Source organism: Spirochaeta cellobiosiphila DSM 17781 (assembly GCF_000426705.1).
In the GTDB taxonomy this organism is placed as follows: Bacteria; Spirochaetota; Spirochaetia; order DSM-17781; family DSM-17781; genus Spirochaeta_E; species Spirochaeta_E cellobiosiphila.
The window spans coordinates 154,007-180,063 of sequence record NZ_KE384554.1; the positions used below are offsets into that span (position 1 = coordinate 154,007).

At 34.8% G+C, this 26,057-nt stretch carries 24 protein-coding genes; 2 read left to right on the forward strand and 22 right to left on the reverse strand.

Features of this window, described 5'->3' with window-relative positions:
• Nucleotides 1-20: 20 nt before the first annotated feature.
• Together K345_RS0107535 and K345_RS0107540 are read right to left on the reverse strand one after the other, a co-directional pair.
• A complete protein-coding gene (locus K345_RS0107535; RefSeq protein WP_028973640.1) occupies nucleotides 21-671 on the reverse strand; it encodes a Crp/Fnr family transcriptional regulator in 651 nt (216 codons plus the stop codon).
• Complete coding sequence (locus K345_RS0107540) at nucleotides 671-1,669, reverse strand: tetratricopeptide repeat protein (protein WP_028973641.1); 999 nt, start codon at nucleotides 1,667-1,669, stop codon at nucleotides 671-673. The genes K345_RS0107535 and K345_RS0107540 overlap by 1 nt, the downstream gene beginning before the upstream one ends.
• Before the next feature lie 102 nt (nucleotides 1,670-1,771).
• Between K345_RS0107540 and K345_RS0107545 the strand changes: the two genes are divergently transcribed.
• Nucleotides 1,772-2,602: a PHP domain-containing protein gene (locus K345_RS0107545; RefSeq protein ID WP_028973642.1), complete on the forward strand. Its 831-nt coding sequence runs from the start codon at nucleotides 1,772-1,774 to the stop codon at nucleotides 2,600-2,602.
• Between the two features lie 166 nt (nucleotides 2,603-2,768).
• On the opposite strand, the gene miaA is transcribed toward K345_RS0107545, so the two are convergent.
• The 19 genes from miaA to cas2 all read right to left on the reverse strand — a co-directional run bounded on the left by miaA (nucleotide 2,769) and on the right by cas2 (nucleotide 22,818).
• Nucleotides 2,769-3,734 carry a tRNA (adenosine(37)-N6)-dimethylallyltransferase MiaA gene (miaA, locus tag K345_RS20185; protein WP_083963683.1) on the reverse strand — a complete coding sequence of 322 codons (966 nt, stop codon included), beginning with the start codon at nucleotides 3,732-3,734 and terminating at the stop codon, nucleotides 2,769-2,771.
• Nucleotides 3,712-3,903, reverse strand: a complete 192-nt coding sequence (locus K345_RS0107555; protein ID WP_028973643.1) for a hypothetical protein — start codon at nucleotides 3,901-3,903, stop codon at nucleotides 3,712-3,714. Before K345_RS0107555 ends, miaA begins: the two co-directional genes overlap by 23 nt.
• Nucleotides 3,904-3,948: 45 nt before the next feature.
• Nucleotides 3,949-4,512 (reverse strand): (d)CMP kinase, encoded by a 564-nt coding sequence (gene cmk / locus K345_RS0107560; protein WP_028973644.1) that lies wholly within the window; start codon nucleotides 4,510-4,512, stop codon nucleotides 3,949-3,951.
• Entirely contained in the window at nucleotides 4,487-5,341 is an 855-nt protein-coding gene (locus K345_RS0107565; protein ID WP_245584617.1) for a YicC/YloC family endoribonuclease, read from the reverse strand. Before K345_RS0107565 ends, cmk begins: the two co-directional genes overlap by 26 nt.
• A 5-nt stretch (nucleotides 5,342-5,346) precedes the next feature.
• The gene (gene murC / locus K345_RS0107570) at nucleotides 5,347-6,795 is read right to left on the reverse strand and encodes a UDP-N-acetylmuramate--L-alanine ligase (RefSeq protein WP_028973646.1); all 1,449 of its coding nucleotides are present in this window, start codon (nucleotides 6,793-6,795) and stop codon (nucleotides 5,347-5,349) included.
• Between the two features lie 27 nt (nucleotides 6,796-6,822).
• Nucleotides 6,823-9,645 (reverse strand): tetratricopeptide repeat protein, encoded by a 2,823-nt coding sequence (locus tag K345_RS0107575; RefSeq protein WP_028973647.1) that lies wholly within the window; start codon nucleotides 9,643-9,645, stop codon nucleotides 6,823-6,825.
• Nucleotides 9,642-12,134, reverse strand: coding sequence for an ATP-dependent Clp protease ATP-binding subunit (locus K345_RS20190; protein ID WP_037571585.1), 2,493 nt, complete (start codon nucleotides 12,132-12,134; stop codon nucleotides 9,642-9,644). Before K345_RS20190 ends, K345_RS0107575 begins: the two co-directional genes overlap by 4 nt.
• An 8-nt stretch (nucleotides 12,135-12,142) precedes the next feature.
• Nucleotides 12,143-13,186, reverse strand: coding sequence for a hypothetical protein (locus K345_RS0107590; protein ID WP_028973648.1), 1,044 nt, complete (start codon nucleotides 13,184-13,186; stop codon nucleotides 12,143-12,145).
• A complete protein-coding gene (locus K345_RS0107595) occupies nucleotides 13,180-13,641 on the reverse strand; it encodes a UvrB/UvrC motif-containing protein (protein WP_028973649.1) in 462 nt (153 codons plus the stop codon). The genes K345_RS0107590 and K345_RS0107595 overlap by 7 nt, the downstream gene beginning before the upstream one ends.
• Nucleotides 13,641-14,576 (reverse strand): class I SAM-dependent methyltransferase, encoded by a 936-nt coding sequence (locus K345_RS0107600; RefSeq protein WP_028973650.1) that lies wholly within the window; start codon nucleotides 14,574-14,576, stop codon nucleotides 13,641-13,643. The genes K345_RS0107595 and K345_RS0107600 overlap by 1 nt, the downstream gene beginning before the upstream one ends.
• An 11-nt stretch (nucleotides 14,577-14,587) precedes the next feature.
• Nucleotides 14,588-15,895, reverse strand: coding sequence for an ABC transporter permease (locus K345_RS0107605; RefSeq protein ID WP_028973651.1), 1,308 nt, complete (start codon nucleotides 15,893-15,895; stop codon nucleotides 14,588-14,590).
• Nucleotides 15,892-16,566 carry an ABC transporter ATP-binding protein gene (locus K345_RS0107610; protein ID WP_028973652.1) on the reverse strand — a complete coding sequence of 225 codons (675 nt, stop codon included), beginning with the start codon at nucleotides 16,564-16,566 and terminating at the stop codon, nucleotides 15,892-15,894. The genes K345_RS0107605 and K345_RS0107610 overlap by 4 nt, the downstream gene beginning before the upstream one ends.
• The gene (locus K345_RS0107615; RefSeq protein ID WP_028973653.1) at nucleotides 16,559-17,860 is read right to left on the reverse strand and encodes an ABC transporter permease; all 1,302 of its coding nucleotides are present in this window, start codon (nucleotides 17,858-17,860) and stop codon (nucleotides 16,559-16,561) included. Before K345_RS0107615 ends, K345_RS0107610 begins: the two co-directional genes overlap by 8 nt.
• Complete coding sequence (locus tag K345_RS0107620; protein ID WP_156888343.1) at nucleotides 17,844-18,827, reverse strand: hypothetical protein; 984 nt, start codon at nucleotides 18,825-18,827, stop codon at nucleotides 17,844-17,846. The genes K345_RS0107615 and K345_RS0107620 overlap by 17 nt, the downstream gene beginning before the upstream one ends.
• Nucleotides 18,824-19,708 (reverse strand): signal recognition particle-docking protein FtsY, encoded by an 885-nt coding sequence (gene ftsY, locus K345_RS0107625; RefSeq protein ID WP_037571587.1) that lies wholly within the window; start codon nucleotides 19,706-19,708, stop codon nucleotides 18,824-18,826. The genes K345_RS0107620 and ftsY overlap by 4 nt, the downstream gene beginning before the upstream one ends.
• A gap of 9 nt (nucleotides 19,709-19,717) precedes the next feature.
• Nucleotides 19,718-21,052, reverse strand: a complete 1,335-nt coding sequence (locus tag K345_RS0107630) for a PEGA domain-containing protein (RefSeq protein WP_169714782.1) — start codon at nucleotides 21,050-21,052, stop codon at nucleotides 19,718-19,720.
• Nucleotides 21,053-21,074: 22 nt separating this feature from the next.
• Nucleotides 21,075-21,452 (reverse strand): response regulator, encoded by a 378-nt coding sequence (locus K345_RS0107635; RefSeq protein ID WP_028973657.1) that lies wholly within the window; start codon nucleotides 21,450-21,452, stop codon nucleotides 21,075-21,077.
• Nucleotides 21,434-22,541 (reverse strand): peptide chain release factor 2 gene (prfB, locus tag K345_RS0107640; protein WP_245584610.1). Its coding sequence is split into 2 segments (ribosomal slippage): nucleotides 21,434-22,477 and nucleotides 22,479-22,541, totalling 1,107 coding nucleotides; the frame shifts between segments, so codons are not numbered across the junction. Before prfB ends, K345_RS0107635 begins: the two co-directional genes overlap by 19 nt.
• Nucleotides 22,542-22,545: 4 nt before the next feature.
• Complete coding sequence (gene cas2 / locus K345_RS0107645; RefSeq protein WP_028973659.1) at nucleotides 22,546-22,818, reverse strand: CRISPR-associated endonuclease Cas2; 273 nt, start codon at nucleotides 22,816-22,818, stop codon at nucleotides 22,546-22,548.
• Between the two features lie 46 nt (nucleotides 22,819-22,864).
• Here cas2 and K345_RS0107650 point away from each other — a divergent pair, with 46 nt between their 5' ends.
• Nucleotides 22,865-24,103 (forward strand): tetratricopeptide repeat protein, encoded by a 1,239-nt coding sequence (locus K345_RS0107650; RefSeq protein ID WP_028973660.1) that lies wholly within the window; start codon nucleotides 22,865-22,867, stop codon nucleotides 24,101-24,103.
• Here the strand turns inward: K345_RS0107650 and K345_RS0107655 are convergent.
• Nucleotides 24,090-26,006, reverse strand: coding sequence for an alpha-amylase/4-alpha-glucanotransferase domain-containing protein (locus K345_RS0107655; protein ID WP_083963684.1), 1,917 nt, complete (start codon nucleotides 26,004-26,006; stop codon nucleotides 24,090-24,092). The genes K345_RS0107650 and K345_RS0107655 overlap by 14 nt on opposite strands.
• Nucleotides 26,007-26,057 lie beyond the last annotated feature (51 nt).

The window sequence follows — 26,057 nt, forward strand, 5'->3', positions numbered from 1 at the left end:
CACCCTGTCAAGAAAGCTTATTATACACCTTTTTGAGAACGTCTTCTAGAATTAACAAATCTATGAAAATCATTGATATTTTTAACTACAATTCTGTCTTGAAATATCTCAACGCGTCTCTGAGCAGCAAAGCTATTAAGTACGCTATGACATTTAGCAGGACTCATTCCTGCCCAATGAGCAATATCTTCTACAGAACTATGGAAAGTTTTTTCTTGTTCATCTTCATCCGTATCAGGTTGAGTTTCATTCAACATGAGAAAGACATCTGCTACTTTAACCGAATCTTCTGGTAGAGTCAAAATCATAAACCTTCTTTTTTGATCATATATACGCTTAGTGAATAGTTTCAATAACTTGAGAACAATTTGAGGGTTCCCTTTCATTAGGATTTCAAAATTTTCTTTATTAAACTCCAGTAATTTTGCATCTTCAACGGTAATTGCCGAAGCAGAACGAGGGGCTTCTTCTAAAAGAGCCATTTCACCAAAAAACTCTCCTGGTTGGAGAATATCAATAGTCTTTTCTATATCATCCATGATTTTTACAATTCGAACTTTACCGGATTGAATGAGATAAAAAGCGTCACCAGGTTCATACTCACAAAAAATAATTTCTCCTGCTTTATAGGATTTTGCAAATCTGCCTAAAACAGACATATCTAGAGCCATTATTCATCACCCCTTTCCATTTTTCGTAACACTCTTTTTACCTTTATCGTAACGGGTTCATCTTCTTGTGCCATTTTTAATATTTTAGTATAAAAGTTCTTTGCTTTGAGGGAATCTCCTTTCATCTGATAGGATTGTCCTATGTAAAATAAACATTCTTTGAGATCAGGATGCTTAGGATATTTTTGAATTAGTCCACTCATATGACGAACACAATTGTCATACTGCTCCAGCATATAAAAACAACGTCCCATTTCATATTCAGATTTGACTATATGTTCTTGATCTTGATCTTCATCTATAATCTTTTTGAATGCCTTAAGAGCATCAACAAACTTATTTTGACTAAACAGACTAACAGCATCATAGTATCCCCGTGCTGTCTCTTCTTGTACTGACGTATCGGATACAGAGGAAATATTAAGCTCATTAACTCCAGCCTTTCCTGAAGTATCTGATACAGTAGGAACATAGGTTTCTAGCTTTTGTAGTATTGATGTGGCATTAACAGCGTGAACTCCCTCTGGATAATATGTTAAATATCTTTGATAGGTATACATTGCTTCACTAGTCATGTTATTTTTCCGGTAATATTCAGCGATTTCCCATAAACCCTCATCTGGTTTTTTATCATCGTTGGTACCAATGAGATTTTGAACCTGTTTATGTATTCTTCTTAATTGATTGGAAAATACCTTTAGCATTTTCATTATGATTCTAGTGTTAGATAACACTAGATTTTCAAACTCTGGTACAGAAAATAGTATTACTTGACTATCAGTCAACACCATCGCTGTTTCATCCCTAGGATACTTACCCATAGCTGATTTAACACCGAAGAATTCTCCGGTCTGTATTAATTCACGAATTTCTTGTCCTGTTTCTATATCTGCAGAAGTCAAAAGAAGACGGCCGTCTTTAAGAATATATATCTTATCTGCTACATCGCCTCGAAAATAGATTACAGAATTAGCTTTAAAGCTCAATGCCTTGGGCATAAAGTCTCCTTTTAGACATAATTACTATACTTATCGGACAATTACGACAAAATCTTATGAACTAGACTTGACTAAAACTCTCCGGTATAGGATTTTTTTTTAATGATTGACCTACATTCTCATTCTACTGCATCCGATGGCACTTTATCACCACATAGTTTAGTAAAATATGCGAAGGATAAGAATTTATCCATATTAGCCTTAACAGACCATGACACCACAGCAGGTCTAAATGAAGCTATCCTAGCAGGTAAAGAATATAACATAAAAATTATCCCTGGTATAGAATTGGATATCAACTACACAGGAGGCGAGTTCCATCTACTTGGTTTAGGATTAAAACAGTGGGACGGAGAACTTCAAAAAATACTCAAAGACATCCAATTCCGTAGAGAGCATAGGAACTTGAAGATCTTAAAACTACTCCAGGAAGACAGAATAGATATAACTTGGGATGACCTATTAAAAGAAGCTGGAAACAGGCTAATCGGTCGTCCACATATTGCATCTGTATTAGTAAAAAAAGGATATGTAAAATCCCTAAAAGAAGCCTTTGATAAATACCTTGGTACCGGGAAGAAGTATTACATTCAAAAAGAAGGTATAGACTTAGTTGATGCTCTCGATTGGATTTCAAAGGCGGGAGGACGACCTGTCATTGCCCATCCTTTTAGTCTCTATCTTGGTTGGAATAGTCTAAAAGAACACCTAATAGACTGGAAGGAGAAAGGTTTATGGGGTTTGGAAGCTTACCATCCGGGAGCTGTTCAGAGGCAATGCAGACGACTTGATAGTCTTGCTCAAGAGCTAGGATTCTACGTAACAGCGGGAAGTGATTTTCATTCACCAAGTCGAAAGGATAGACAAATAGGAAGAACATCAGGCGGTAAAAGAATTGAAGCGCATTACGCTGAAGCATTTTTAAATCATTAAAAAAGGACCCTCTAAAAGGGTCCCTTATCATCTGAGAATTAAATATGCTATATTACGAGCTTATTTCTTTTTCTTGTGTCGGTTCTTTCTCAGCTTTTTCTTTCGCTTATGAGTAGCGATTTTCTTTCTCTTTCGTTTTCTACCGCAGGGCACTGAGCTTTCTCCTTTATCGATTTTCCACTATGGAGCCATCATTATCACTGATCCCCTTAAAAGGGTCAATACCAATTAAATCATTTATCAATAAAGTATTATCAGGATGACACCATTTTACGCCAGTCAAACTTCTAAAGAAGGTTAACTGTCTTTTGGCATATTGTCTACTATTCTGTTTAATATTATTTTTAATCATCTCAAGACAGATACAACCTTGATCAATGGCATTAAGCACTTCTTTGTATCCTATGGCTTTAAAAGCAGGAGCATCGTAAGAAATACCTTCCTTAAGGATATTCTTTATCTCCTGTATAAGACCTTTATCAAACATAATGTCTACGCGTTTATTTATTCGTTGATATAAATCTGCTCTTGGCCTATCAAGTCCAATTATTCTATATTCATAAGGTCTTGGCATTCTTGAGGCCTTATACAAACTTTGAGGTATACCAGTTTGGTAATAAATCTCTAAAGCTCTTGTTATACGATATGTATCACCAGAATTGACTTTACTCGTGGGATCTACTTGTTTCAGAATACCATACAAGGTATTGCTACCTAGAGTCCCTAATTCTTTCTGTACCCTCTTACGAATATCGTTGTCTATTTCAGGAGTACTAGGAGCACCTTCTATGAGACTCTTAAAATAGAATGCAGTACCACCTGAAACAACAGGAATCTTATGCCGTCTAAGTATATCCTCAATATATTCAGTAGTAATTTTTATAAATTTACCTACGGAATAATCTTCACTAGGATCAAGAATATCATAACCCCAATGTTTAATATATTGTTGTTCTTGTATAGTAGGTTTGGCTGTTCCTATAGATAGCTTTTGATAGGCCTGAAGCGAGTCAGCATTTATTACTTCATACACTTCAGGATTCAATGACAATAGTAGTTCTGTTTTACCGACCCCAGTAGGGCCAAATATACAAATAACTACCGGCTTATTAATCTTCGCGTTTGAACTCAACTTTCTTGCTCAAGACCTGACCTATCGATGTTGAAACAACTTTACCATTGTATTTTTCGATATCCTCATCACCGGTAAGAGCAACTTGACTAGATCTTTTGATCATTGCATTAGTTAATTCATATAAATTCTGATCATAACTAATGAGTAGATTTAGAGGTATTCCCATTAAAGACTCCCTTCACATTTATCTTATTATAGTACAAGAAACTACTTACTTTGTAAACCTGGAAGAACATGCTTCAAGCTTATTAAGTATAATATCAACTATATCCTCAGGACTATTGGTTCCTGCATCAATTTCCAAATCAACAAAATCCCAGTTATTTATATCAATTCCATATATCTCATTGTATCTTTTCCAGTCATTATGATCTCTTAGTTGGGTACGCTCTATGACTTGTTCAAGAGTACCACCTTCTCTCTTATGTATCCTTTTAGCCCTAACTTCTTCACTTGCATGGAGATATACTCTGAAGTTGGCCTCCTTAAACAGCCAGATAGCTAGACGGCTCCCAAGAACACAACGACCAGAAGATGCCATCTCGATTTGTTTGTTATCAAGATATTTGTCCCAATAATGATCTTTGACAGCAATCTCATAAAATTCATGGAAGTCCATATTTTTTTCTTTTGCTATATCACGAAAAGTGTAGTTAATTTGTCTAAGACTTAACTTCTGAGCTAACATTTTTGTTATAGTTGTATTGCCACATCCACTTTTTCCAGATATAGCGATCTTTATATGATCTTTATTCCACATTTCGTAACTGTTCACGTATCTTCTCCAAACAATCTTTTATATTAACCACTTCTTTTTGTATTTCAATTTGCCCCATTTTACTACCAATAGTATTTACTTCTCGGTTCATTTCCTGACTAAGAAAATCCATCTTCTTACCAACAGGATCTGATGAGATCATCATATCGAACATTCCCTCAATATGACCGTAAAGTCTTTGTATCTCTTCATTTATATCTAACTTTGCAGCCAGAACGGCGACTTCAGTTAAAACACGTTGCTCCTCAATTTGAGTGGTGACTTCCTGTAGTTTATCAATAAGAGATTGTTTCCATGTCTCTTCAGCTATAGGCCTGTGAAGCTCTATATTTGCCACAAAAGACTTAATACTTTCAAGATTGTTCTTAATGTCTTGACTTGTTAATTCGCCTTCACGGCTTCTCATATACTGTACATCCTGGATTGCTTTAACAAATAAATGCTGTAATTGATTCCAGATAACATCGATATTTCTATTCTTTTCAGTCTTTATAACACCATCTTGTTTCAGAATATGATTTAAGCTTACTTCTTCTTTTATACCGGTAATATCTAATATCTTATTTAGAGCTTTGTTATAGGCCATAACAGCACATTCATCAATAATAACCTCAATATCTTCATTTATCTCTTTATACCTAAGATAAACCTCTATCCTGCCGCGTTTAAAGTTCTGAGCAATAAGTTCTCTTATTTTAGGTTCGAGAGGATTAAGATAATTGGGAATATTTAATATTAAATCAAGATAACGATTATTATAAGTTTTTATATCCAAAGTTATCTGGTATTTATTATCCTCTAATTCAGCAAATCCAAAGCCAGTCATACTGTTCAATTTATTGACTCCTTACTTGAGTATAATTTATATAAAGCCTGTCCTAATTCCCAATTATTACCAGCTCCCATTGTTAGAAAGAGATCGCCCGATTTTAATATGTCCGTCACTAACTTAATGCTTTCTAATGGTTCTTCTTCATAATAAACACTATTATGATATTCCTTAGTTTTGTGATACAAATCCTGTCCTCTAATGGTTCCTTGAGTTTCTCTTGCAGAGGCATATATTTTGTGAAGAATGACAACATCAGCACTAGAGAATGCTTGTGCAAACTCATCAAAGAGACTAATGGTCCTAGAATAAGTATGAGACATAAAATCAACAACGATTCTGCGATCAGGATAGAACTCCCGTACCCCTTCTATAGTGGTTTTAAGAGCTGTAGGATGATGGCCATAATCATCCATAAACAAAATGCCGCAAGCTTCTCCTATCACCTCTGATCTTCTTTTTGTGCCTTTAAAACTTATCAAGCTGTTATGCCAGGAATCCAAAGTAGAAGATTCTATCTTCAACTCTTTATACTTATAGAGTTCAGTAATAACAGCTAAAGCAGCTGTTGCATTGAGAATATTATGTCGACCAGGCACAGCCAAAGTCCATAGTTTATTAAAATTCACTAGTTGAAATGTAAATTGACCTGATTCAAACTCAGTCGAGGTTATAGTATATAGACTATTGCATGAATAGCCATAAGGAATTAATCGTAAATCTGGCCTCAGAGAAGATAAACTCTCAATAAAACTAATAACATTTTGACTATCGCCATAGTATATTACAGATCCACCCTTTGGTATTTTCTGACAATAACTTAGAAAGGCATCTTTTATATCATCTAGATCTTTAAAATAATCAAGATGATCTTCTTCTAGACTAGTTATTAATACTACATTTGGATCGAAAAATAGAAAATGTCTTCTATATTCACAGGTCTCAGCTACAAACAACTCTTCTCCCTGTGTTAAGACAGGTGAATTGTCAAATTGACTTACAATGGAACCAGCTAATACAGAAGCTTGTAATGGAGTATTTTTAATTAATGTACCAATTAAGGCTGTGGTGGTTGTCTTTCCATGTATGCCAGCAACACCAACAAAATAAGACTCTTTTGATAATAATCCTAAAGCTTGGGGATAAACAGCCATAGGGATTTTTAATTCACTAGCTTTTAGTAGTTGGGGATGAGAATCTACATCATAAGCGGCTGAATAAATAACAAAATCATAGGTATCATCAAGAGCATCAATAGAAAAATCAACATCAAAATCTATATTGTACTTTGATAAAATTAAATCTGTAAAGAAAGGTTCCCCGACATCAGAACCATAGACAAAATAATCCTTTGTTTTTAGAAGGGCTGCCAATGCAGCCATTCCAGTACCTTTTATCCCAACAAAAAATATTTTACTTTTATTTTTTGGAAAATAATTAAGTTCTACCATTAAGGAATAATATTGAAGACATCCATATTATTCAAGTGATTTGGCCTTTTCATACCAGATAGTATCACTAAAATTTTGCTCTAACTGATTATAGAAAAATTGACTGGAGGAACTAGAAGTCATACTTGCTTGATAAGCTAACAAATAACCTTCATAAAGAATTCTTCCTTTCTCTTGTTCACTATTTAAATTAACAAATGCTTTTTGAACAATCTCAGCAGCTTGTTCAAACCCCTGTTGTGTATATACAATTTGTATTTCCTTAGAGTATGATTCCAACACATCAGGACTGATTCCTGAATTAATAACCACATCGAATAGTAAATAAGCATTAGTTAGATTATTTTGAGCATAATAATACTCACCCATTAAAAACTGAGCTTCTACTAAATATTTAGAACTTTCAGGATTTTTTAATATATTTTTTAGCTGGTCAATAATGAACTCATCATCTGGATATAGTCTACCCAAAGCAACATATAAAGGATCAGTAGGGAATTGGATACTGGTATTATTAGTCTTAAGATAATCAAGAACACTTTGATTGAATTCATTTGAATTAGTGGTTCTTATTGTAATAGCGAGTGCATCAGAGGCTCCCAAGGCATTAGGGTCATTTGGATAATTCTCAAGAAACCTCATAAATAATCTTCTAGCCTCACTATAATTATTCCAAGTAAACGCAGTTTTGGCTCCATTAAGATAAATCAATTTTTCTAAGTCGGGAGAAGCCTTTTGTAGGGAATTATCGGTAATACTACGAATCTCTTCGTTATTGTTACTACCATACTGATATTCTAATAATGAAATATACCCATCAATAATAGCTCCTAAATCTTTTCCCTTAGATAGTCCTTCATAATATAATTCGCTTGCCTTGGTATAATTACCAAGCCCTAAATAGGCATCTACAAGATAAGGTAATAAATCACTGCCTTGTTTGTTACCAATAAAATTAATCGCTTCTTCATACTTTTTGGCACTGATAGCTGCTTGTATAACCCTCTTACCTGCATCCTTTTGTTTCAGAGGATCAGTCATTAAAGTATAATATTGTTTGTAGGTTTCAAGTGCGTCTTCTGCTTCATCAGCTAATAACTGAGCTTCCCCTAAATTCAATAAAAGTTTTTCCCTCATAGATCCATTTAAAGTAGTATTCGCTGCTAAATACTCTTTTATGGCTTGAGTATAATCAGCAGTACGTTTGTAGATATTCCCTTTATAATAGTGAGTTTTAGGAGCGAAAGTGGAATCAGGCTTCTCACGAAGTAAACGATTGAATACACCTAATGCTTTGTCATTATCATTGATATTCATAAAACAAATACCTCTTGCTAAAAGAGCTTTTTCATAAAGCTCTCCCGTACTCAACAATTCGGTAATTCTATAGTAATACCCTTCACTTCGCATGTATTCTTTTCGTAAACTATAAATGTAACCCATTCTATATAGGGCTTTGGTTGCCACATCTAAATCCTCTGATTCAGTAAGAACAGATAAAGATGAGGTATCAATATCCGTATGCCCCTGTTGTAAGGCAATATCTATTCTTTTCAGAACATAGATACTATGATACTCAGAATCAGGATAAAAGCGATCTAACATATTAAGCCAATCTAATTCATCATCATAAGCTTCATTACGCTCTAGACGTGTTACAACAACTTGGGCAATTCGTTCAGAACCCTCATACTGACTATAATTCAGGAGATAAGACTTCAAACGTTCAGCACCAAGTTGCCAATCCCCATGCTCCATTTGAATACGACCCCAATTGTAAGTCGCCAATCTTTTGATTTCTGAATCAGGCCCGTCTATGCTTGATTCTAACCAAGGTAATGCTTTAAGGGGGTCATCAGTATTAAAATAAGTTTTTCCTAAACCATAATAGTAATTCTGCTTTTCTTCCGGATCTGTAGCTAAACTAATCAATTTTTTATAATAGTTTTGTCCATCTGTAAATAAGTTATTATCTGTTGCATGATCTGCTAGAAGGATAAGACTATTCTTATACAAATCACCTGTATTATAATCATTTACAAGCAAATCCAATAAAGAATAGCCTTCATCAGCTTTTCCCAATTGTAATTTTAGCATTGCCAATCTATATAAAGCATCTTTTCTATATTCAGAAGAAGGAGAAGTCTTTAGGAAGGTGTCCCAACGACTTTCAGCACTTTCATAATCTTTTAATTCAAAAGCAACTTGCCCTATTAAATACACACTATCTATAGACCATTCAGAACGTGGATAACTAATCAATAGCTGATTGAAATTATTACGGGCATCAATCCAATTTTCAAGTAACATATTAGTGGTACCCATTCGATACAAGGCTTGAGCTTTAAAATTATCCTTTAAATCACCATCAAAACTTACTTTATATTCGCTAAGAGCTTTTTTCAGTTTATTGTTCTTCTCATAACTCAGGGCCAAATAAAAATGGCTTTGACTTAATAAGGCAACTTCATTTGTATAATCTACTTGCTTTTTAAAAGCAATTTCTGATTTACGATAATCCTGTAATCCTAAATAAGAAGCCCCAATCCAATAGTTTATTCGACTAATAAAACGACTTGAGGGATATCTCTTTTCCATTGAGCTAAATTGATTTGCTGCTCTTTTATAATCATTTTTATAAAAAAAACTAACCCCTTGATAATAATAAGCATCATCAGCACGAGTATCATTAGGATAGGTTTTAACCAATTGTCCAAAATATAATAGAGCTTCATCAAAATTCTTTTGACCAAAAGCCTGTTGGCCTTTAAAGAACAAAGCATCTGAGCCTTCACCAAATAAGGTTAGGCTCAGTAAGAAAAGAGATATAACTATAAGTTGTCGCTTCATGATTTTACGGTAACAGCTTCCTTGTTCGTATTATTTTTTTTCTTAAAAATAAGGCAGTCTTTTCTAAAATCAGCTTGAATTGTGTCTCCAGCTTTGAATTTACCTTTAAGAATTTCCATAGATAAAGGATCCTCTAAATAACGTTGTATGGCCCTTCTAAGAGGTCTAGCTCCATATACTTCATCATAACCTTCTTTTATAAGGAATTCCTTACCCTTCTTACCAATGTTAAGAAACAGATTCTGGCTCAATAAACGTTGTTTAATATCAGCTAGCATGATTTCAAAGATATTAGCAACTTCCTTATTGTTAAGACTATGGAATACTACTATATCATCAATTCTATTTATAAACTCAGGACGTAGAAATCTTTTTAACTCATTAAGGGCCGAGTTTTTAATTTCATTGTAAGACATAATACCAGAATCTGTCTGAAAACCGACTCCTGCACTTTTACTGATCTGTCGAGCACCAGCATTAGAGGTCATTATAAGTACAGTATTACGGAATGAAACAGTATGACCAAGATTGTCCTGAAGCTCCCCTTCTTCCAATACCTGCAATAACAGGTTAAATACATCGGGATGGGCTTTTTCTATCTCATCAAGCAATACAACACTATATGGTCGTCTCCTAATCTTTTCAGTAAGGAGACCACCTTCTTCATATCCAACATATCCTGGAGGTGCTCCCACAAGACGGCTCACATTATGTTTTTCCATAAAGTCTGACATATCCAACCGTATTAAAGCATCAGGATCACCGAACAAGAATTCGGCTAATGTTTTTGCTAACAAAGATTTACCTACACCAGTTGGTCCTAAGAAAACAAAAGAACCTAAAGGACGTCTTGGATTACTAATACCTGTTCTTGAACGTCGAATGGCAGAAGCAATTACCTTAATAGCATCATGTTGTCCGATAACTGTCTTATGGAGTTCATCTTCAATTCTTAATAATTTATCGCTTTCTTCCTGAGCAATGCGACTTAGAGGAATACCTGTTATCTCACTAATAATAGCCTGAATATCTTCTGCAGATACTAAATTACGGGTAGTTTTAAGTTTTGACTGCCAATCTTGTTTTAAAGATTCAATTTGTTCTTTTAATTGACGTACACTATCTCTGAGGCTTGCGGCCTTTTCATAGTCCTGATTATTAACAAAATTTATCTTCTCAGCCGTTAAGTCCTCTACCTGTTTTTCCAGGGAGCCTAATTCTTTAGGACGGACACCTTTTTCAATACGTTTTTGTGCTCCTGCTTCATCCAGAAGATCAATGGCCTTATCAGGTAAACTTCGCTCAGTTATATACCTCTGACTTAGACGGGCTGCTTCTTCAATAGCATCTTCCGTATAGGAAACATTGTGATGTTCCTCGTATTGAGTACTAACTCCTTTTAGAATATCAATTGTTTCTTCAACAGAAGGTTCCGAAACCATAACGGTCTGAAATCTACGTTCAAGAGCAGGGTCTTTCTCTATATATTTCTTATACTCGTTTAATGTTGTAGCACCAATACATTGGATCTCACCACGAGATAGAGCTGGTTTGAGCATATTACTTGCATCAATAGCACCTTCAGCTCCACCAGCTCCAATGATAGTATGTAATTCATCTATAAAAAGAATTATGTTACCAATTGTGGTTATCTCTTTCATTACGCGTTTAAGACGTTCTTCGAATTCCCCACGATATTTTGTTCCAGCGATCAAACTGGCTAAATCCAAAGTAACAACTCTTTTTCCCAATAATACTTCAGGCGCTGTTCCATCAATGATACGTTGGGCTAAACCTTCCACTATGGCTGTCTTACCAACACCAGGATCACCGATTAAAACAGGATTATTCTTACTTCTTCTTGCTAAAATCTGTATCACTCGGGCTATTTCTTTATCTCTGCCAATAACTGGATCTAATTTACTTTCCTTAGCCATAACGGTAAGATCTCTGCTAAATTCATCCAGTGTTGGTGTGGGGCGGCGATTATTATTAGATGGCTTCCATCGTCCACCAGGCTGATTGCCTGCAGGTTCCTTACGTTTATTGGAAGAACCAGAGAGTTCTGAAATAATATCCCTAAGTATCTCCACTGTGATTTTATGATCCCCCAGGTAGTGACTTATTACACTACCCTGTTCATTAGCCGCTGCTAATAAGAGATGTTCTGTTCCAATATATTCATGTCCCAAATTGCGGGCTTCGACAGCAGAATCTTCTAATATTTTCTTTCCTCTTTTAGAAGGAGGAACATCTCCAAGAATAAATCCGCTTTGTTTTTTAGGAATGGCCTTTTCTAATTCTAATTGTAAATCAGAAGGATCAATATTAATGGATTTGAGAGCCTTATATCCCACACCATCCCCATCTTTTAATAAGGCTATTATTATATGTTCTGGAAGCAACTGATCACTATGATACCTCTTTGCTTCCTCCTGTGCAAAAACAGTTAAGATTCTCTGCGCTCTTTGGGTTAGACCTTTAAACATACAACCTCCTAGAGTGTACGAATTTCTTTTGTAGCCATGCGAAGTAATTCTGCCCTTTTCGATAGATTCTTTTGAAAATCAACCTCATTTGGCCCTTCTTCTTCATAAGCAAGATGGCTATCTTGTATAAAATATAATATCCTATCGCATTTTTTTAAATCACAATCTATAAGTTTAAGTGTACTTCCTAATCTTAAGTTCATTATGTGCCCTTCAGCTTCGTACTTTTCCATAATTCGAGCTTGTTGGCAAATCCCCAATGATCTAAATATTCTATCCTCTATAGCAGCCCTATTTCTTTGATACAATTTCTGCCGTTCTATGATCTCCAAGTTTCTAAGGTCTTGAGAAACCCTTTCAATTGCTTGAATGGTATCAATCTCGGAAGCCCCCAATGTATAACGATTAGATATTTGAAAAAGTTCTTGTCTACCATCATCTGAATCAGAATAGAAACCTCTAACTTGAAGTCCTTGATCTTCTAACCGCATTAATAGATGTTCAAAATCTTTACGAACACATAAACCTGGTAGATGTAGTAATGTAGAGACTTTCATATTTGTACCAGATTGATAGATATTTGGTGACAAATACCCCAACTCTGCGTCAAAGGCCCATTGGTTATCATGATTCCAAAGATCTTGTATATTTTTAAAAGTCTGTATTAACTCATCCTTAGGCATTCCTGCTCTAAAATACAATAATCGAAAATGATCTACATTATTGATGTGTATAGCACCATCAAAGTCAGGCATGAAAGAAAAATGCAGATGAGGATTCAAGGCTATCGTTTCATCAATGATTTGCCTTTCTCTTAATAGTCCTTTTTCTACACTAGTTAGGCTATCAATATCCAGGAGAGGTCCAAAATCTTTATGATCTTTTAACTGATCCTTAAAGTGATTAATTATATCCTTATAATCTTCTTCATTGAGTTGTTTAGTAAAGGAATAGTTTTTTAGATTTCTCCCCACTCTCATTCTTGTACTAATTATGACATCCCTCTGAGGATTATCTTTATCAAGCCAATTCAAATCCTTATTGATTAACAATGTTTAAGCTCCTGGATTTTATCACGAATAAGGGCTGCTTCTTCATACATTTCTTTTTCAATCAAATCAGTTAACTTATGTTCCAATTTTGTTATCTCTTCCTGTCGTACATCTGGAATACCTTTATACTTGAGAACGAGACCATTATGTTTATGGAGAAGGTCCTTTATCTCATTTCGAAAAAAAAGATAACACAAAGGACAACCTACTTCTTTATTCTTTTTAATATCTTCTACAGATTGTTGACAGCCAGGGCATTTGTCCAGGGAATTGTCCTCATGAGGATTCAATGAGTTCATAATTTGACCTAGGTTGAATTGTACTTTACCATCAACATTTTCAATACCTTTGTCCTTAGCACAGGTAATACATAGATAATGAGTAATTTCTTTGCCTTGTGTTTTCTGTTGTAACTGAATTTGTGCGACTCTTTTACCGCATATTTCACATTTCATTAGTCTTCCTTAGTATTGTGTCGGATCTCAAAAGAATAATGTATCTTCTTATCCTGGAAGTCATTAGGAATCGTTAAGTGAGTTGTTTCCTTGACAAGATACTGATCAAGAATCTGAGGATCCATGGTAAATTTCCTATAGTTATTAGAAAATAACAGAATACCATCTGATTTTAGTCGATCCATACATCTTCGAATTAGAAACAAATGATCCTTACTAACATCGAAGATCTGATTCATTTTTTTACTATTTGAGAACGTTGGAGGATCCAATACAATAATATCATAATAAGGTTCACCATAAAAAGACAACCATTTTAGGATATCTTCTCGAATGAACTTATGTTTTTTAATATCAAGATTGTTTAATTCAAAGTTTTCCCTAGCCCAGTCCAGATAAGTATTAGATAAATCAACACTATCTACTTGAATAGCCCCACCAGAAGCAGCATAGACTGAAAAACTTCCAGTATAACAGAATAAATTCAACACACGTTTACCAGAAGATAGAGAACGAACATTTTGCCTGGATATTCTATGATCAAGAAATAGTCCCGTATCAAGATACGAATCAAGATCAATATGAAAACTAAGATCCGTCTCCCTTATAACATACTTTTTACCATGATCTTTTTTATTGTATTGTAAAGACCCACTTTGTTTTTTCCTCTGACGGAAATGTAGATGATTATCATCTATATCAAAAGTCCGTTTAATGAGGGCAAGAACCTTATCATTACGCTCATTTACTACTTCTTCAGGTAAATGCTCTTTTTCGTATTCAGTTAGAGATATGTGATTACCATATTCTTCAATAATATACGGGAATCCGGGAACATCATTATCATAAAAGCGAAAAGCTTCATAATTCTGACGACGTGCCCATTTTTTAAAATGCTTGTAACGTTTACGAATTCTATTCTCAAAAGCTTCCATATTATCAGCTCCTAATGACGATGAAGAATATCAACAGGTTTTAAATTGGCTGCCTTTTGGGCAGGAAAACTAGTACTAATAAACGCTAAAATATTGGCAAAAAAGAATATTCCCAATAACTTATATATATGAATAACAGTCGGTATTTTTTCCAAATAATATTCACGTCCCCAATTAACATGAGGTAATATTAGCTGTCCTTGACTTAAGCTTAGCTTAACAGCAGACACAATATTTATTGATCCTTCTAACAAAGATATAACAAAATTAATGTTAACACCTATCAGTAAACCAAGAGCTAATCCGACTAAACTTCCTAAGAAACCAATACCACAACCAGTCATTAAGTATTTGTTTTTAACATAAGTAGGGGAAGCGCCCAGGGACCGCAATATGGCTATTTCTTTTGTATCTTCAATCACTATCATAATAAGAGAGGAGCTTATGTTAATAGCGGCAACAGCAATAATAACAGCCATAATAAATAAGAGAAGTATTTGTGTAGTCTCAAAATTCTTGAATTGGCTATAACCTAAATTGTACCAAGAATAGGCACCATAACCAGAGGGGAGCTGTGAATTCACTTCATAAGTTAAGGCCATTAAATCTTGTTGAGGATTCCTAACCTTAAGTCCATATAATACTGTACCTTGTTCTTTACCTATAATACTAATAGATTCATCAAATGAAATGAATAACCATAGCTTATCCAATTCACGGTAACCAGTTGATACAATACCTGTTACATGAAAACTGGTAATTTTGGGCAAATATCTTTGACTTGAGATCTTCTTTAATGTACTTAATTTTACAGAGTCACCAACTTTTAGATTTAATTTACTAGCTAGTTCCTGCCCTAATACAATATCATTATTTTTGCTCAAATCAAAAGATCCTGATTTAATCTGTAAATAATCCCTTAAACCAGCATCTTTTTCATACCAAAGCGGATCAACTCCACGAATAAAACCAACAGTTTTCCCTAAGTCATTAAATAACATCCCCGTACTCTGATGTTCAAACCAACCACTTTTAAACCAATCTTCTCCGTCAAAAGCTTGAGAAAGTTCTAATTCCATATCTTCGATAGACTTTGATCTAAAAGACCTTATCTGAAAATGATATAATGAGGTTTCGATATACCTTTTTGTGATCCCAAAGATCATACCATCGGATACTAATAAGACAACTACTATAGGTATAACACTTAATACAATACCCCAAAATGCCGATTTGAGATTCTTAGACTTTTTTGTACCTTTTAATATATCAGCAATAGGTTTAAACCCCAGTCGTAGATTATTGATAATATTTTTCATCCTATAAATTGTCTGTCCTTGATTTGTATATGTCTAGTTCCGTATTCAATTAATCTCAAATCGTGGGTAACCAGCATAAGAGTCTTTTGTTGTGATTTAAGCAAATCAAAAAATATCTCTTCAACCATACGGCTATTTTTTTCATCCAAATTCCCTGTTGGCTCATCAGCTAAAATAACCTGAGGCTCATTGAATAATGCCCTTGCAATAGCAATACGCTGTTTTTCACCACCTGAGAGCTTGGAAGGATAATGATCTTTTCGATTACTCAAACCTACGAGACTCACCAAATCTTCCGCTCTTGTCATAGCCTCTGTTTTTGATAGACCTCTTAATATTCCTGGAATAGCCGCATTTTCTAAAGCTGTAAAATCCTTCAATAAATGATGAAATTGAAAAACTAACCCTATATTCATTAAACGGAAATCTGATAACTGCTCTTCATTCATTGTATCAATTTGAGTTTCCCCAAAATAAATATGACCATCGTTAGGTTTGTCCAATCCACTTATTATATTTAAGAAAGTGCTTTTGCCACTCCCACTCTCCCCTGTTAGAATAAGAGATTCTTCTTTATCTACAACCAAATCAATATTTTCAAATAAAGTAATATCTTCAGTGCTCGTATGAAATTTTTTGGTTAATTTTTCTATAGTTATTTGATCACTCATTTCTTAATATCTCCATGGTTTGTAATTCGGATACTTTTCGGGCAGCACAGTATGAAGCTATCCAGGCAGCACTAACTCCTAAAAGAGTAATGAAGAATACTTCTCCAAAATGAAAATGACAAGGAATACCATTTGTATAAAAAATTCCACTAGAGTAAAAATCCAATGGCTCTATAGCTTGTTGCCCCAAACCAATCAGTAATGGGTTTATTAATGCGGTAAAAATTCCAGACAGATTCTCAGCTAATAAAAAGATCTCATTAATATTTATTCCAATAAATAAGCCGAGACCGGTACCGATCAAAGCACTCATTCCACCAATTAATAAGCCTTCCCATAAAAAAATCCCTTGAATGGATTTAGGAACAACCCCTATAGCCCTCAATATGGCAATTTCTTCAGATCGCTCAAGAACGGAACGAGTCATACTGTGATAGATATTAAATCCAACGACTAAAAAGATGAGACCAACCAATAAAAGCATCATTGTTTTTTCCATGCGTAAAGCACCAAAAAAACTTTTATTAAAATCCCTCCAAGAACTGATTTGAACCCCATCCCATTGATTATTCCTGATAAAAGTATGATCTAAATTGGAATTAATAAGTTTTACACCAATATAGGTTTGTTTTGGATTAATAAAATACTGATAACCATCATCAAGAGATATCAAAGCAAGCCCAGCATCATAATCAAGATAGCCTGTTTTAAAAGTTCCCCTGACAGTGAATTCCTGAGTCTCCTTGCCAAAGCTTAACCTACTACTGGTTTTATAGATAACTAAATTGACAGGATCGCCAACAGTAACCCCTAGATAGTAAGCCAGTCGCTGACCTAGAAGAATAGAATGACTATCATCCAAAGTCAGAGAACCTTGTACAAGTTCCATGGCATTAGTCATAGAGGTATCAATTTGATCAAACCCCTTCGGAACAAGCTTAATACTTACACCTTGAGAATCAGAGTAAGGACTACTAATTAAAGTATCAACATCACCACTTTCCATCACTGATGTGACTAACTTAGATGAACGAATTTCATTCAATAGTTTATCATCTATTTTCTCAGACCTAATCTGTATATGAAATGATCCGATATCCAAAATATTGTCAATAAAGTTTTGTTGAAAACCATTCATAACCCCAATAACAGATATTAAGGCCATTATACCAATGGACAAACCCAAAACAGACAATATACTTGAGGCTTGTCCTTTTTCTTTTCTTTTTGTTTTAAAAAAACGTCCCGCAAAAAAGGAAGTCCAGGCAGGAAAGAACCTATTCATCTTTACCATATTTACGCTCCATTATCACCTGTCCATCTTCGTACCATACTTGATGTATTGTATCATCATCATATGTCTTAATCCATGTAAGAACCAGATTCTTATAATAGGTTTCCACTTTAAGTTGTTGGGAGTTAGAGTATTGATATATCCATTTATCCCGTTGTCCCTTATACGATTCTGACCTCTCAGTCCTAAGACCATTCTTATAGCTATAGGTTATAGTTTTTTTTTCACCATTTTTATATTCTTCTAATCTTTTAATTAATAAATTTTCATCATAGGAATCACTAATAAAAGTACCCTCTTGGGTTACACTATGCTTTTTTATTATCTGGCCTAAATCATTATATAAAAAGACCTCTTCCTTAATAACAACATCCTCATCTGATTCGACTATTTTTTTTATCCCGTTCTTATTAAATGTGAAAATATAATTTCTGTTAGAGTGCTCCTGATCAGCTAGTAAATTCCCAGTATTGCTGTAAATCATTGAACTGTTTTTCAAGCCAACATCAGATAGACGATTCAAAGCAACTAGACGTCCTTTACTATCATACCTATAAGAACGAGTTTCAATTAATTTATTGTCTTTATAATATTTTATCCTTTTAATCCGTTTATAGTGATCATATTCATACTTTTCCTGAATAACCTGATCATTTTGAATGTACTTATATTCGGTCAAATCATTATTTGAACTAAAAACTTCTTCTTCAATGAGAGTAAGATCATTGTCTCTCTTTTGAATGATAAGAGGACTATTTGAAATGACATCCTTTATCCATAATAACGATCCGTCTAAATAGAGAGTCTTTTTTTCTTCCTCGACGTTTAAAGTATATTCATAATCATTAAGTCGCCCCTGAGAAATGAGTTCTAATTCCATACCTAAGGAATTAGAACGATACCAATCTCCACTATACACTCCTATGAGTACTGTCGAAAGAATAAAAAATTGTAAAAAAAGTCTCACTTATCAAATATACCAGATAGGAACTTATTTTTATCAAAAGGAATAAAATCATCGTATTTTTCGCCTAAACCCATAAAAACAAAGGGGATCCCCAGCTTTTTTGATATACCGACAGCTGCCCCTCCTTTTGCAGTAGAATCATACTTACTTAAGATGACACCATCTAAACCAACGGCCTCATTAAATATTTCAGCCTGCCTGTATCCATTCTGACCTGTTGTGGAATCAATAACTAGGTATTTTTTATACACAGCAGAAGGTGCCTTCTTTTGAATTATTTTATTGATTTTTTGCAGTTCCTTTACAAGATTTGCCTTATTATGCATTCGGCCTGCTGTGTCAGCGATCACCAATTTAGTGTTTCGAGCTAAAGCCATATCCAAAGTATCAAAAATAACGGCCCCAGGATCAGCACCATGCTGTTGCGCTACTACTCTAACACCTAATTTCTCACCATGATACTGAAGTTGCTCAATAGCAGCAGCTCTAAAAGTGTCACCTGCACTAAGAAGTATGCTATCTTTCAATTCTTTCTTATAGTAATGAGCCATCTTGGCTATTGATGTTGTTTTACCAACTCCATTCACTCCTAATACCAATACTAAGTTAAGCTGACCATCGACAATTTCCAAGGGAGCTACTTTTAGATCCCTTTCGAGAATATTCCACATGGCCTCTCTAAACTCATCAAGAGAGCCTATTTTTTTGGATTTCCAGGAATCTTTTATTTCTTTTACGATTTCAACAGCAAGAGCTGCTCCAAAATCTGCTTCAATTAACAAATCTTCAAAATCTTCAAAGAATTCTTCTCCTTGAACCCCACCACCAAATAATTCTTTTATTTTGTCAAAAAAACTCTTTTTCTTCTTTTTACCAAACATTAGGTTCCCTTACTCTCCCAGTATTTCTGCTTGTTTTATATATTTAATAAAATCGTATACCATCCAGCTGAAGGAGCTTACACTAATTCCAAAAGATATCCAACGTCCATAGGTCATGGCATTCGTCATTTTAATCGCCTCTGCATAATCATCATAACGACCACTATTGTAGTAATTATATGATAGTTGGTAATAATTCTGTTGAAGCTGGGGAAAAATGAAAGTAGGAAATAAACTAAAACTAAACACAGTTAAGGATCTATAAAACTTACCTCTATAGTAGGATAGCTCTTTTCTTTCCTCATTGGGAAGCATCTTAATAACATCCCCTTTCGATTGATTTGCGAGAAAGGACTCAGATTTATATTCAGCTTTATCCAGAAAGATTTGGTCTTTATCAAAGACTTTTAATGACAGAGGAGTCTTACCTACATAACGACTATTTAAGTAGACATCTACACCTTCAGGTTCTGTTTGTATGTACAAGTCTTTCCCTTCAATGGAAGGTAAAGATAATTCAAGAGTGCCCTCTGGCATAGTGTTTATGGACATTGTCACATCACCTTCTGAAGCGTGAGCAGTAATAGTATAAGGAGGTGTTTGAAAGACAAACTCCCCCTCTCCCTGCCCAACATACTCATCATTAACAAAGATATTCATGTTCCTATTCTCAGTATGTATTTTTACAACTTTATCTTCTTGCCCCTGAACAAAAGCTAACAAAGGAGCAAATTCTACTTCCCCATCAACAAAATTTCCATCCTTGTTTTTAAGTATTCCTGATTGGCTAAATATAATTCCCTGCTTATTTTTTATATACACATTGTAATGAATCATATCCTGTACAAGCGATATCTCTCCATAGATAAAGGCTGTAAGCTTCTTATTTTCTATAACTGTACTAATGTTATTTTTCCAGTCTTTGACAGGAATAAGACCGTCCTCTGACCCTTCAGCAAATTCTAAAGGGAGAGTTGGTTCTATTATATATTCTTCCTCATCAATCTTCTGTATTTGCTCTTTAATTTCTATAATTTTATCATTCTGGGCACTTAAAGAATTTTCATTATCTTTAAATATAATCTGATCTCTTTCATCGATGGCCTTGTTTAATTTATGGATATATTCTGTCTTTTGTTCATTCTTATATTCCCGGATTAGTTGAGATCTCTCTTCTTTATTTAATGTATGATATCTCAATCCTGACACTAAAGACTTGATCAACAAAGGAATAGTATAGGAAGGATAAATCTCACTAACATTACCATTACTATCAAACTGGCCAATCCCCCAGGACCAATTATCCAATCCAATATTATTTTGACCAAATAACAATTGACTCAAAAATAACAAAACTACTACCAGTCTAGCGTGATAAGACATTATGAACAGCCCTGATTAATCGTTCATCTGTGAATGGTTTAACAATGAAGTCCATGGCTCCCCATTTTATAGCAGTGAGAATGTATTTTTCTTCACCAAGAGAGGAGCACATGATGACCTTTTGTGATTTATCTAGTTGCTTTAAGACTTGAAGACCATCCATCTTGGGCATGGTTATATCCAAGAGAACAAGATCAGGTTTCAACTGTCTAATCATATTCAAACCTTCAAGCCCATCAGAAGCTTCTCCGGCAATATGATAGCCAACCATTCGTAGGACTTCCTTTATCTTTTTACGAACAAAGGGTAAGTCATCGACTATAAGTATAGATTTGTGATGCTCTAGTTTGCTTGTGCCCATGTAAAACGCAAATATTCCTCAATAAATTGATCAATAGCTCCATCCATAACAGCCTGAACATTACCAGTCTCTGCTTTTGTTCGATGATCCTTAACCATATTGTAAGGATGAAAGACATAGCTACGAATTTGGTTCCCCCAGGATATATCTTTTTTCTCAGCAGCCTGCTTTTCCTGCTCCGCTTCTTGTATAGCTTTATAGTGCTCGTATAGTCTTGATTTTAACACCTTCATGGCTGTATCTCTATTTTTATGTTGAGATCGTTCATTCTGACATTGCACTACAATATTAGTAGGAAGGTGAGTAATACGAACCGCTGATTCCGTCTTATTAACATGCTGACCGCCTGCGCCTTGAGCACGATAAGTATCAACCCTTAAATCATCAGGATTAATGTCAATTTCGATATCATCATCCACCACAGGTGAAATATGCACAGAGGCGAAAGAGGTATGACGCCTGGCAGAAGAATCAAAAGGACTAATCCTGACTAAGCGATGGATTCCGCTTTCACATTTTAGATTACCAAAGGCATAATCTCCCTTTACCTGGATAGTGACGCTCTTTATCCCACCTTCAGCTTCTAACAGATCTAGTATATCAAATTTAAAGTTCTGGTTTTCACACCACCGGGAATACATACGGAATAACATGGATACCCAATCACAAGCTTCAGTACCACCAGCACCAGAGTGAATGGTAAGAAAAGCATCTCCATCATCATTAGGTTCTGAGAGTAATTCAAGTTTCTTTTGCTTATTATAACTTGTAAGTAGATGTTCAAAGTCTTTTTCTACTTCAGCTTGTATTTCAGAATCAGATTCCTCTTTTAACATTTCGATAATGTCTGTCAAATTTGACAAATTATCTTTGATATCCTGCCATGGTTCAATTCTATTTTTTAGTTTTCGAATGTCTTGAAGAACTTTTTCGGCTCTTTCCCTGTTGTCCCAAAAATCAGGAGCACCACTTTCGTCTTCCTTTTGTGCTATATCATGATAAATCGCATCCGGGTCAAAGATGCCTCCATGTATCTTCAATTTCTACTGTTAATTCATTAATTGACTTTTGTATCTCTTGTAAGTCCATCTTTCTATACCCTCATAATTTTTCGTTTCCATTTCTTCTGTGCTAGTTCTGTCACCACTAGCGTATCATCAATAGGATACTGATAAATACGAACTTGATCATAATAATCGGTACGCTTATCTATATCAAGCTTAAGGTGATTAAGACGTTTTTCATTCAAAGAACTCGATTCATAAACATCTCTCTGCACCATATCAAAGCCATACATTAATAATAGTTCATGTACATCTTTACGGCTATCATCGTTGCCTAAATCTAATATTACAGAAACGAACATAAAATTCCTTTTGTCTAATGTAAAGTAAACCGATTATTATTAAGTCATGAAATATAAATTTATTCTAGTAACCTTAATACTACTGCCTTTCATTCTCTACAGCCAGGATAATAAAGTATCTGCACCTTTTATAAGTAGACTTCAGATTCATTTGGACAGAGGATCTGCCATTATTACATGGAAGGACAGCCGAGACCTAATAGAGGGTAAATATAGGGTTTTACGAGCTGGACAGCCCATTAATAATAATAATTATCCAAGTGCCCAAGTTATGGGTGATGTAGAATTGGGAAAGGAAAAGTTCATTGATGATACAATTCAAGTAGCAGGAACATATTACTATGCTGTATTGGGAGTGACTACGGACGAGGAGATTATTAATACCTTTATACCCTATCGAAACACAACGGTTCTTCCTTTTGAGGTCACTGAAGCTGATTTAATGCGAGCTGCTTTAAGCAATATAACTATGTCAGCCTCAACTCAAAATGATAGAATAATTTTAAAAGTGAAGAATGTCCCTGACGGAGTAAATATATTATACTTCAGAAGTTCTACAATAATAGCTACAAAAGAAGATCTTCAGAAAGCTTATCAGATACAACCAAACAAACTAGGTTCACAGCAATATGCTGATGTACCTATACCTGGAATCCAATACTATTATGCCGTTATTGATGATAACAGCTTTCAAACGGACCAATATGAATTAGAATTAGGGCGTAATAGTACGAGAACTCCAGTTAAACTAGGTATAAAAGAACAAAAGATATCTACTAATAATCAGGAGATGCGTTCCTTGCCTTTACCCCAAATAAACTTATATGAAAGTATTGATTCTGATACGAAGTTAAATGACAGTCGATGGAGTCTACCTGAATGGAAAGACCTTTCTGAAGAATCTAAAGCCAATGTTAGAAGATATATGGCTCTTTATGATGGACTTGAAGAAGACAGATTAGAACTAAAACATCTTAAGAAATATGGACATAATGTATACGAGGACAATGTTAATCTGATGACCATCATTAATGGTCCTATAAGTAATGGAGATTTCACCCAAAGCAAAGATTTACTAAAAGCGTATTTAACTCTCAACTTAAATGATATGGAAAAAGCTTCAGGTCATTATTACTTGGGAATATCTTACTTATTCCTTGGAGATAGTAAAAATGCCTTATTAAATTTTCTTATAACTAAGGACTATTTTAAAGAAGAATCCACCTACTACATTGAATATATAATGAATAACTGGATTACCGATTCACCTTTTAACGACGAGTAACTTTAATATCTAAAGAGACATGCCAACTTTTACTTTTTAACAATGACAATGACCAATAAGGAAGATATTGGGAGTTCTGATAAATATTCCTCTCTCCTAATTCATCTTCTACCGGTAATTCAATTGACTTAACAGCGCTCTTAGGGGGTACAGAGAACTGAATAGATACAACCCCCTTAGACTGTTGGTCTTGAAAATTTAGTTCTTCGTGTTCTTTTTTAGGTAGCTCGCTTTCATCAATAAAAATCTTCTGACCATCAACTAGAGTAAAAATCTTATATTCACCTGTAAAATCGAGAAACGCTAAGTTTATCTCAGGGCAGAATTCAAAATGTAAATCCGTTGTGGACACATTTTCAATATAATAATCAACACCGACAGAACGACGTTTAAAATGATACTCCTTACGCACCTTAAGAGCATGACTCTTCCCTTTATATGTTAAAACGCCTCTTCTGGTTAAGGATATCATGTTTTTTTCTTTATCTAATTCAATCAAACGGTAGGCCCCATAAGCAAAATCTCCCATATCAAGCGCATCCCGCCATTCATTAACGGGAAGACCCATAGGATAAAAATGATCATGAAAAGCCTTACCTTTTATATTCTTTTCAAAAGCACTATAAGCTTGAAAGCTATTAAGAACATTCCAATTTAAAGGAAAATAATCCCATTGAAATAAAGCACCACCACTTTGATGAACATAAGCATTATAATCATACCCTTGATAGAGATACTCATCTCGCCCATCCATATCATAGTCCTTTACCAGTAGACTTGGCATAAAAATACCTTTCTCACGGGTAGTCTTTTCTGCTTCCAACAGACTGGCATAGACATCCCGTCTTATATGGGCATCAGCTACACCACCTAGTCGGCCCAGACAATAAGCCTGATGAAGTTGCCCTCGCCATAATAATTCACGGGCTGTCTTCTTACGCTGTTTATCACCTTTGATTTGTAATACCAGAGAATGAACAAAGACCATCTTTGAATAAATAAGTCGTACATCTTTATAGTAATTGACAAGGTTCTTAAAAGCCCCTTTGGCAATACTTCTATTTTTCATGTTGCCCCAATTATTATATTGGTCAATTGTTGTTGGAGAAAAATAATGAGTTGAATAAGCAACCTTGTCATTTCGAATCTCATTTTGAGGAGCCACTAGCTCCAATTCCTGACTATGCTCCCTAAAAAGAGACAATAATCTATCCAACCAAGGGATTCCACCTTGCTCAATAATCTTATTCTGGAGTTCTAAAGGATCGATAGCCAAGGCCATATAACGAGCGCCATCCTGTTGAAGGGCAATTAAATTACCAATAATTTCTTCAGGACTTAAGGCTGTAATCCCTCTTCCAGTTCTCCATAAAGGAAAAACTTTGATAGCTCGTCCCTGATCTTCTACATTATGAATCTGATAGGTCGATTTGGGAGAGATTCCAAGCTGTAATAGATCAGTGTCAGGTAAAAAAGTGTAAGTCATACCTGAACGATTTAGCATACTAGCCAAATTTTCATCCCACACCAATTCTGGGACCCAGAACCCCCTAAATCTTTTTCCAAAAGATTTACGTAGAAAAGTAGACATCATTTCAATCTGTCCTAATCTATCAGGACCGGGAATAATCGGAAGAAATGGCTCATGATATGCCCCACAAAGCATATCTATCTGCTTCGTCCTGAGCATCTCTCCAAGAACACTTCCATATTCAGGATGATGTTTCTCTATCCACTTAAGAGTACTTCCAGCCACATAGTGCACAGCTGGCAAATCGGTGTACCTATATAAGGTAGCTATAAAGTGTTTCAGTATATGCTGATAATAATGTTCCCAATCTTCACCAGAGTTCGACTTAGGTAGAGATGTATAGGTGACAAATACAATTTTCAATTTACTCATTTGATAACCAGAATTAAGATAGCAAACAAAAAATATTATAGCCTCATATCA

Excerpts from the sequence above, each read along its gene's own strand:
- K345_RS0107555 (WP_028973643.1), bottom strand. The coding sequence starts at position 3,903 with ATGGGAATACCTCTAAATCTACTCATTAGTTATGATCAGAATTTATAT.
- K345_RS0107650 (WP_028973660.1), top strand. The coding sequence starts at position 22,865 with ATGAAATATAAATTTATTCTAGTAACCTTAATACTACTGCCTTTCATT.
- K345_RS0107615 (WP_028973653.1), bottom strand. The coding sequence starts at position 17,860 with ATGGTAAAGATGAATAGGTTCTTTCCTGCCTGGACTTCCTTTTTTGCG.
- murC (WP_028973646.1), bottom strand. The coding sequence starts at position 6,795 with ATGGTAGAACTTAATTATTTTCCAAAAAATAAAAGTAAAATATTTTTT.
- K345_RS0107600 (WP_028973650.1), bottom strand. The coding sequence starts at position 14,576 with ATGGAAGCTTTTGAGAATAGAATTCGTAAACGTTACAAGCATTTTAAA.
- K345_RS20190 (WP_037571585.1), bottom strand. The coding sequence starts at position 12,134 with ATGTTTAAAGGTCTAACCCAAAGAGCGCAGAGAATCTTAACTGTTTTT.
- K345_RS0107635 (WP_028973657.1), bottom strand. The coding sequence starts at position 21,452 with ATGGGCACAAGCAAACTAGAGCATCACAAATCTATACTTATAGTCGAT.
- K345_RS0107610 (WP_028973652.1), bottom strand. The coding sequence starts at position 16,566 with ATGAGTGATCAAATAACTATAGAAAAATTAACCAAAAAATTTCATACG.
- K345_RS0107605 (WP_028973651.1), bottom strand. The coding sequence starts at position 15,895 with ATGAAAAATATTATCAATAATCTACGACTGGGGTTTAAACCTATTGCT.
- K345_RS0107575 (WP_028973647.1), bottom strand. The coding sequence starts at position 9,645 with ATGAAGCGACAACTTATAGTTATATCTCTTTTCTTACTGAGCCTAACC.
- cas2 (WP_028973659.1), bottom strand. The coding sequence starts at position 22,818 with ATGTTCGTTTCTGTAATATTAGATTTAGGCAACGATGATAGCCGTAAA.
- K345_RS0107535 (WP_028973640.1), bottom strand. The coding sequence starts at position 671 with ATGGCTCTAGATATGTCTGTTTTAGGCAGATTTGCAAAATCCTATAAA.
- K345_RS0107545 (WP_028973642.1), top strand. The coding sequence starts at position 1,772 with ATGATTGACCTACATTCTCATTCTACTGCATCCGATGGCACTTTATCA.
- K345_RS0107565 (WP_245584617.1), bottom strand. The coding sequence starts at position 5,341 with ATGACTGGCTTTGGATTTGCTGAATTAGAGGATAATAAATACCAGATA.
- K345_RS0107655 (WP_083963684.1), bottom strand. The coding sequence starts at position 26,006 with ATGAGTAAATTGAAAATTGTATTTGTCACCTATACATCTCTACCTAAG.
- K345_RS0107595 (WP_028973649.1), bottom strand. The coding sequence starts at position 13,641 with ATGAAATGTGAAATATGCGGTAAAAGAGTCGCACAAATTCAGTTACAA.
- K345_RS0107540 (WP_028973641.1), bottom strand. The coding sequence starts at position 1,669 with ATGCCCAAGGCATTGAGCTTTAAAGCTAATTCTGTAATCTATTTTCGA.
- ftsY (WP_037571587.1), bottom strand. The coding sequence starts at position 19,708 with ATGTTTGGTAAAAAGAAGAAAAAGAGTTTTTTTGACAAAATAAAAGAA.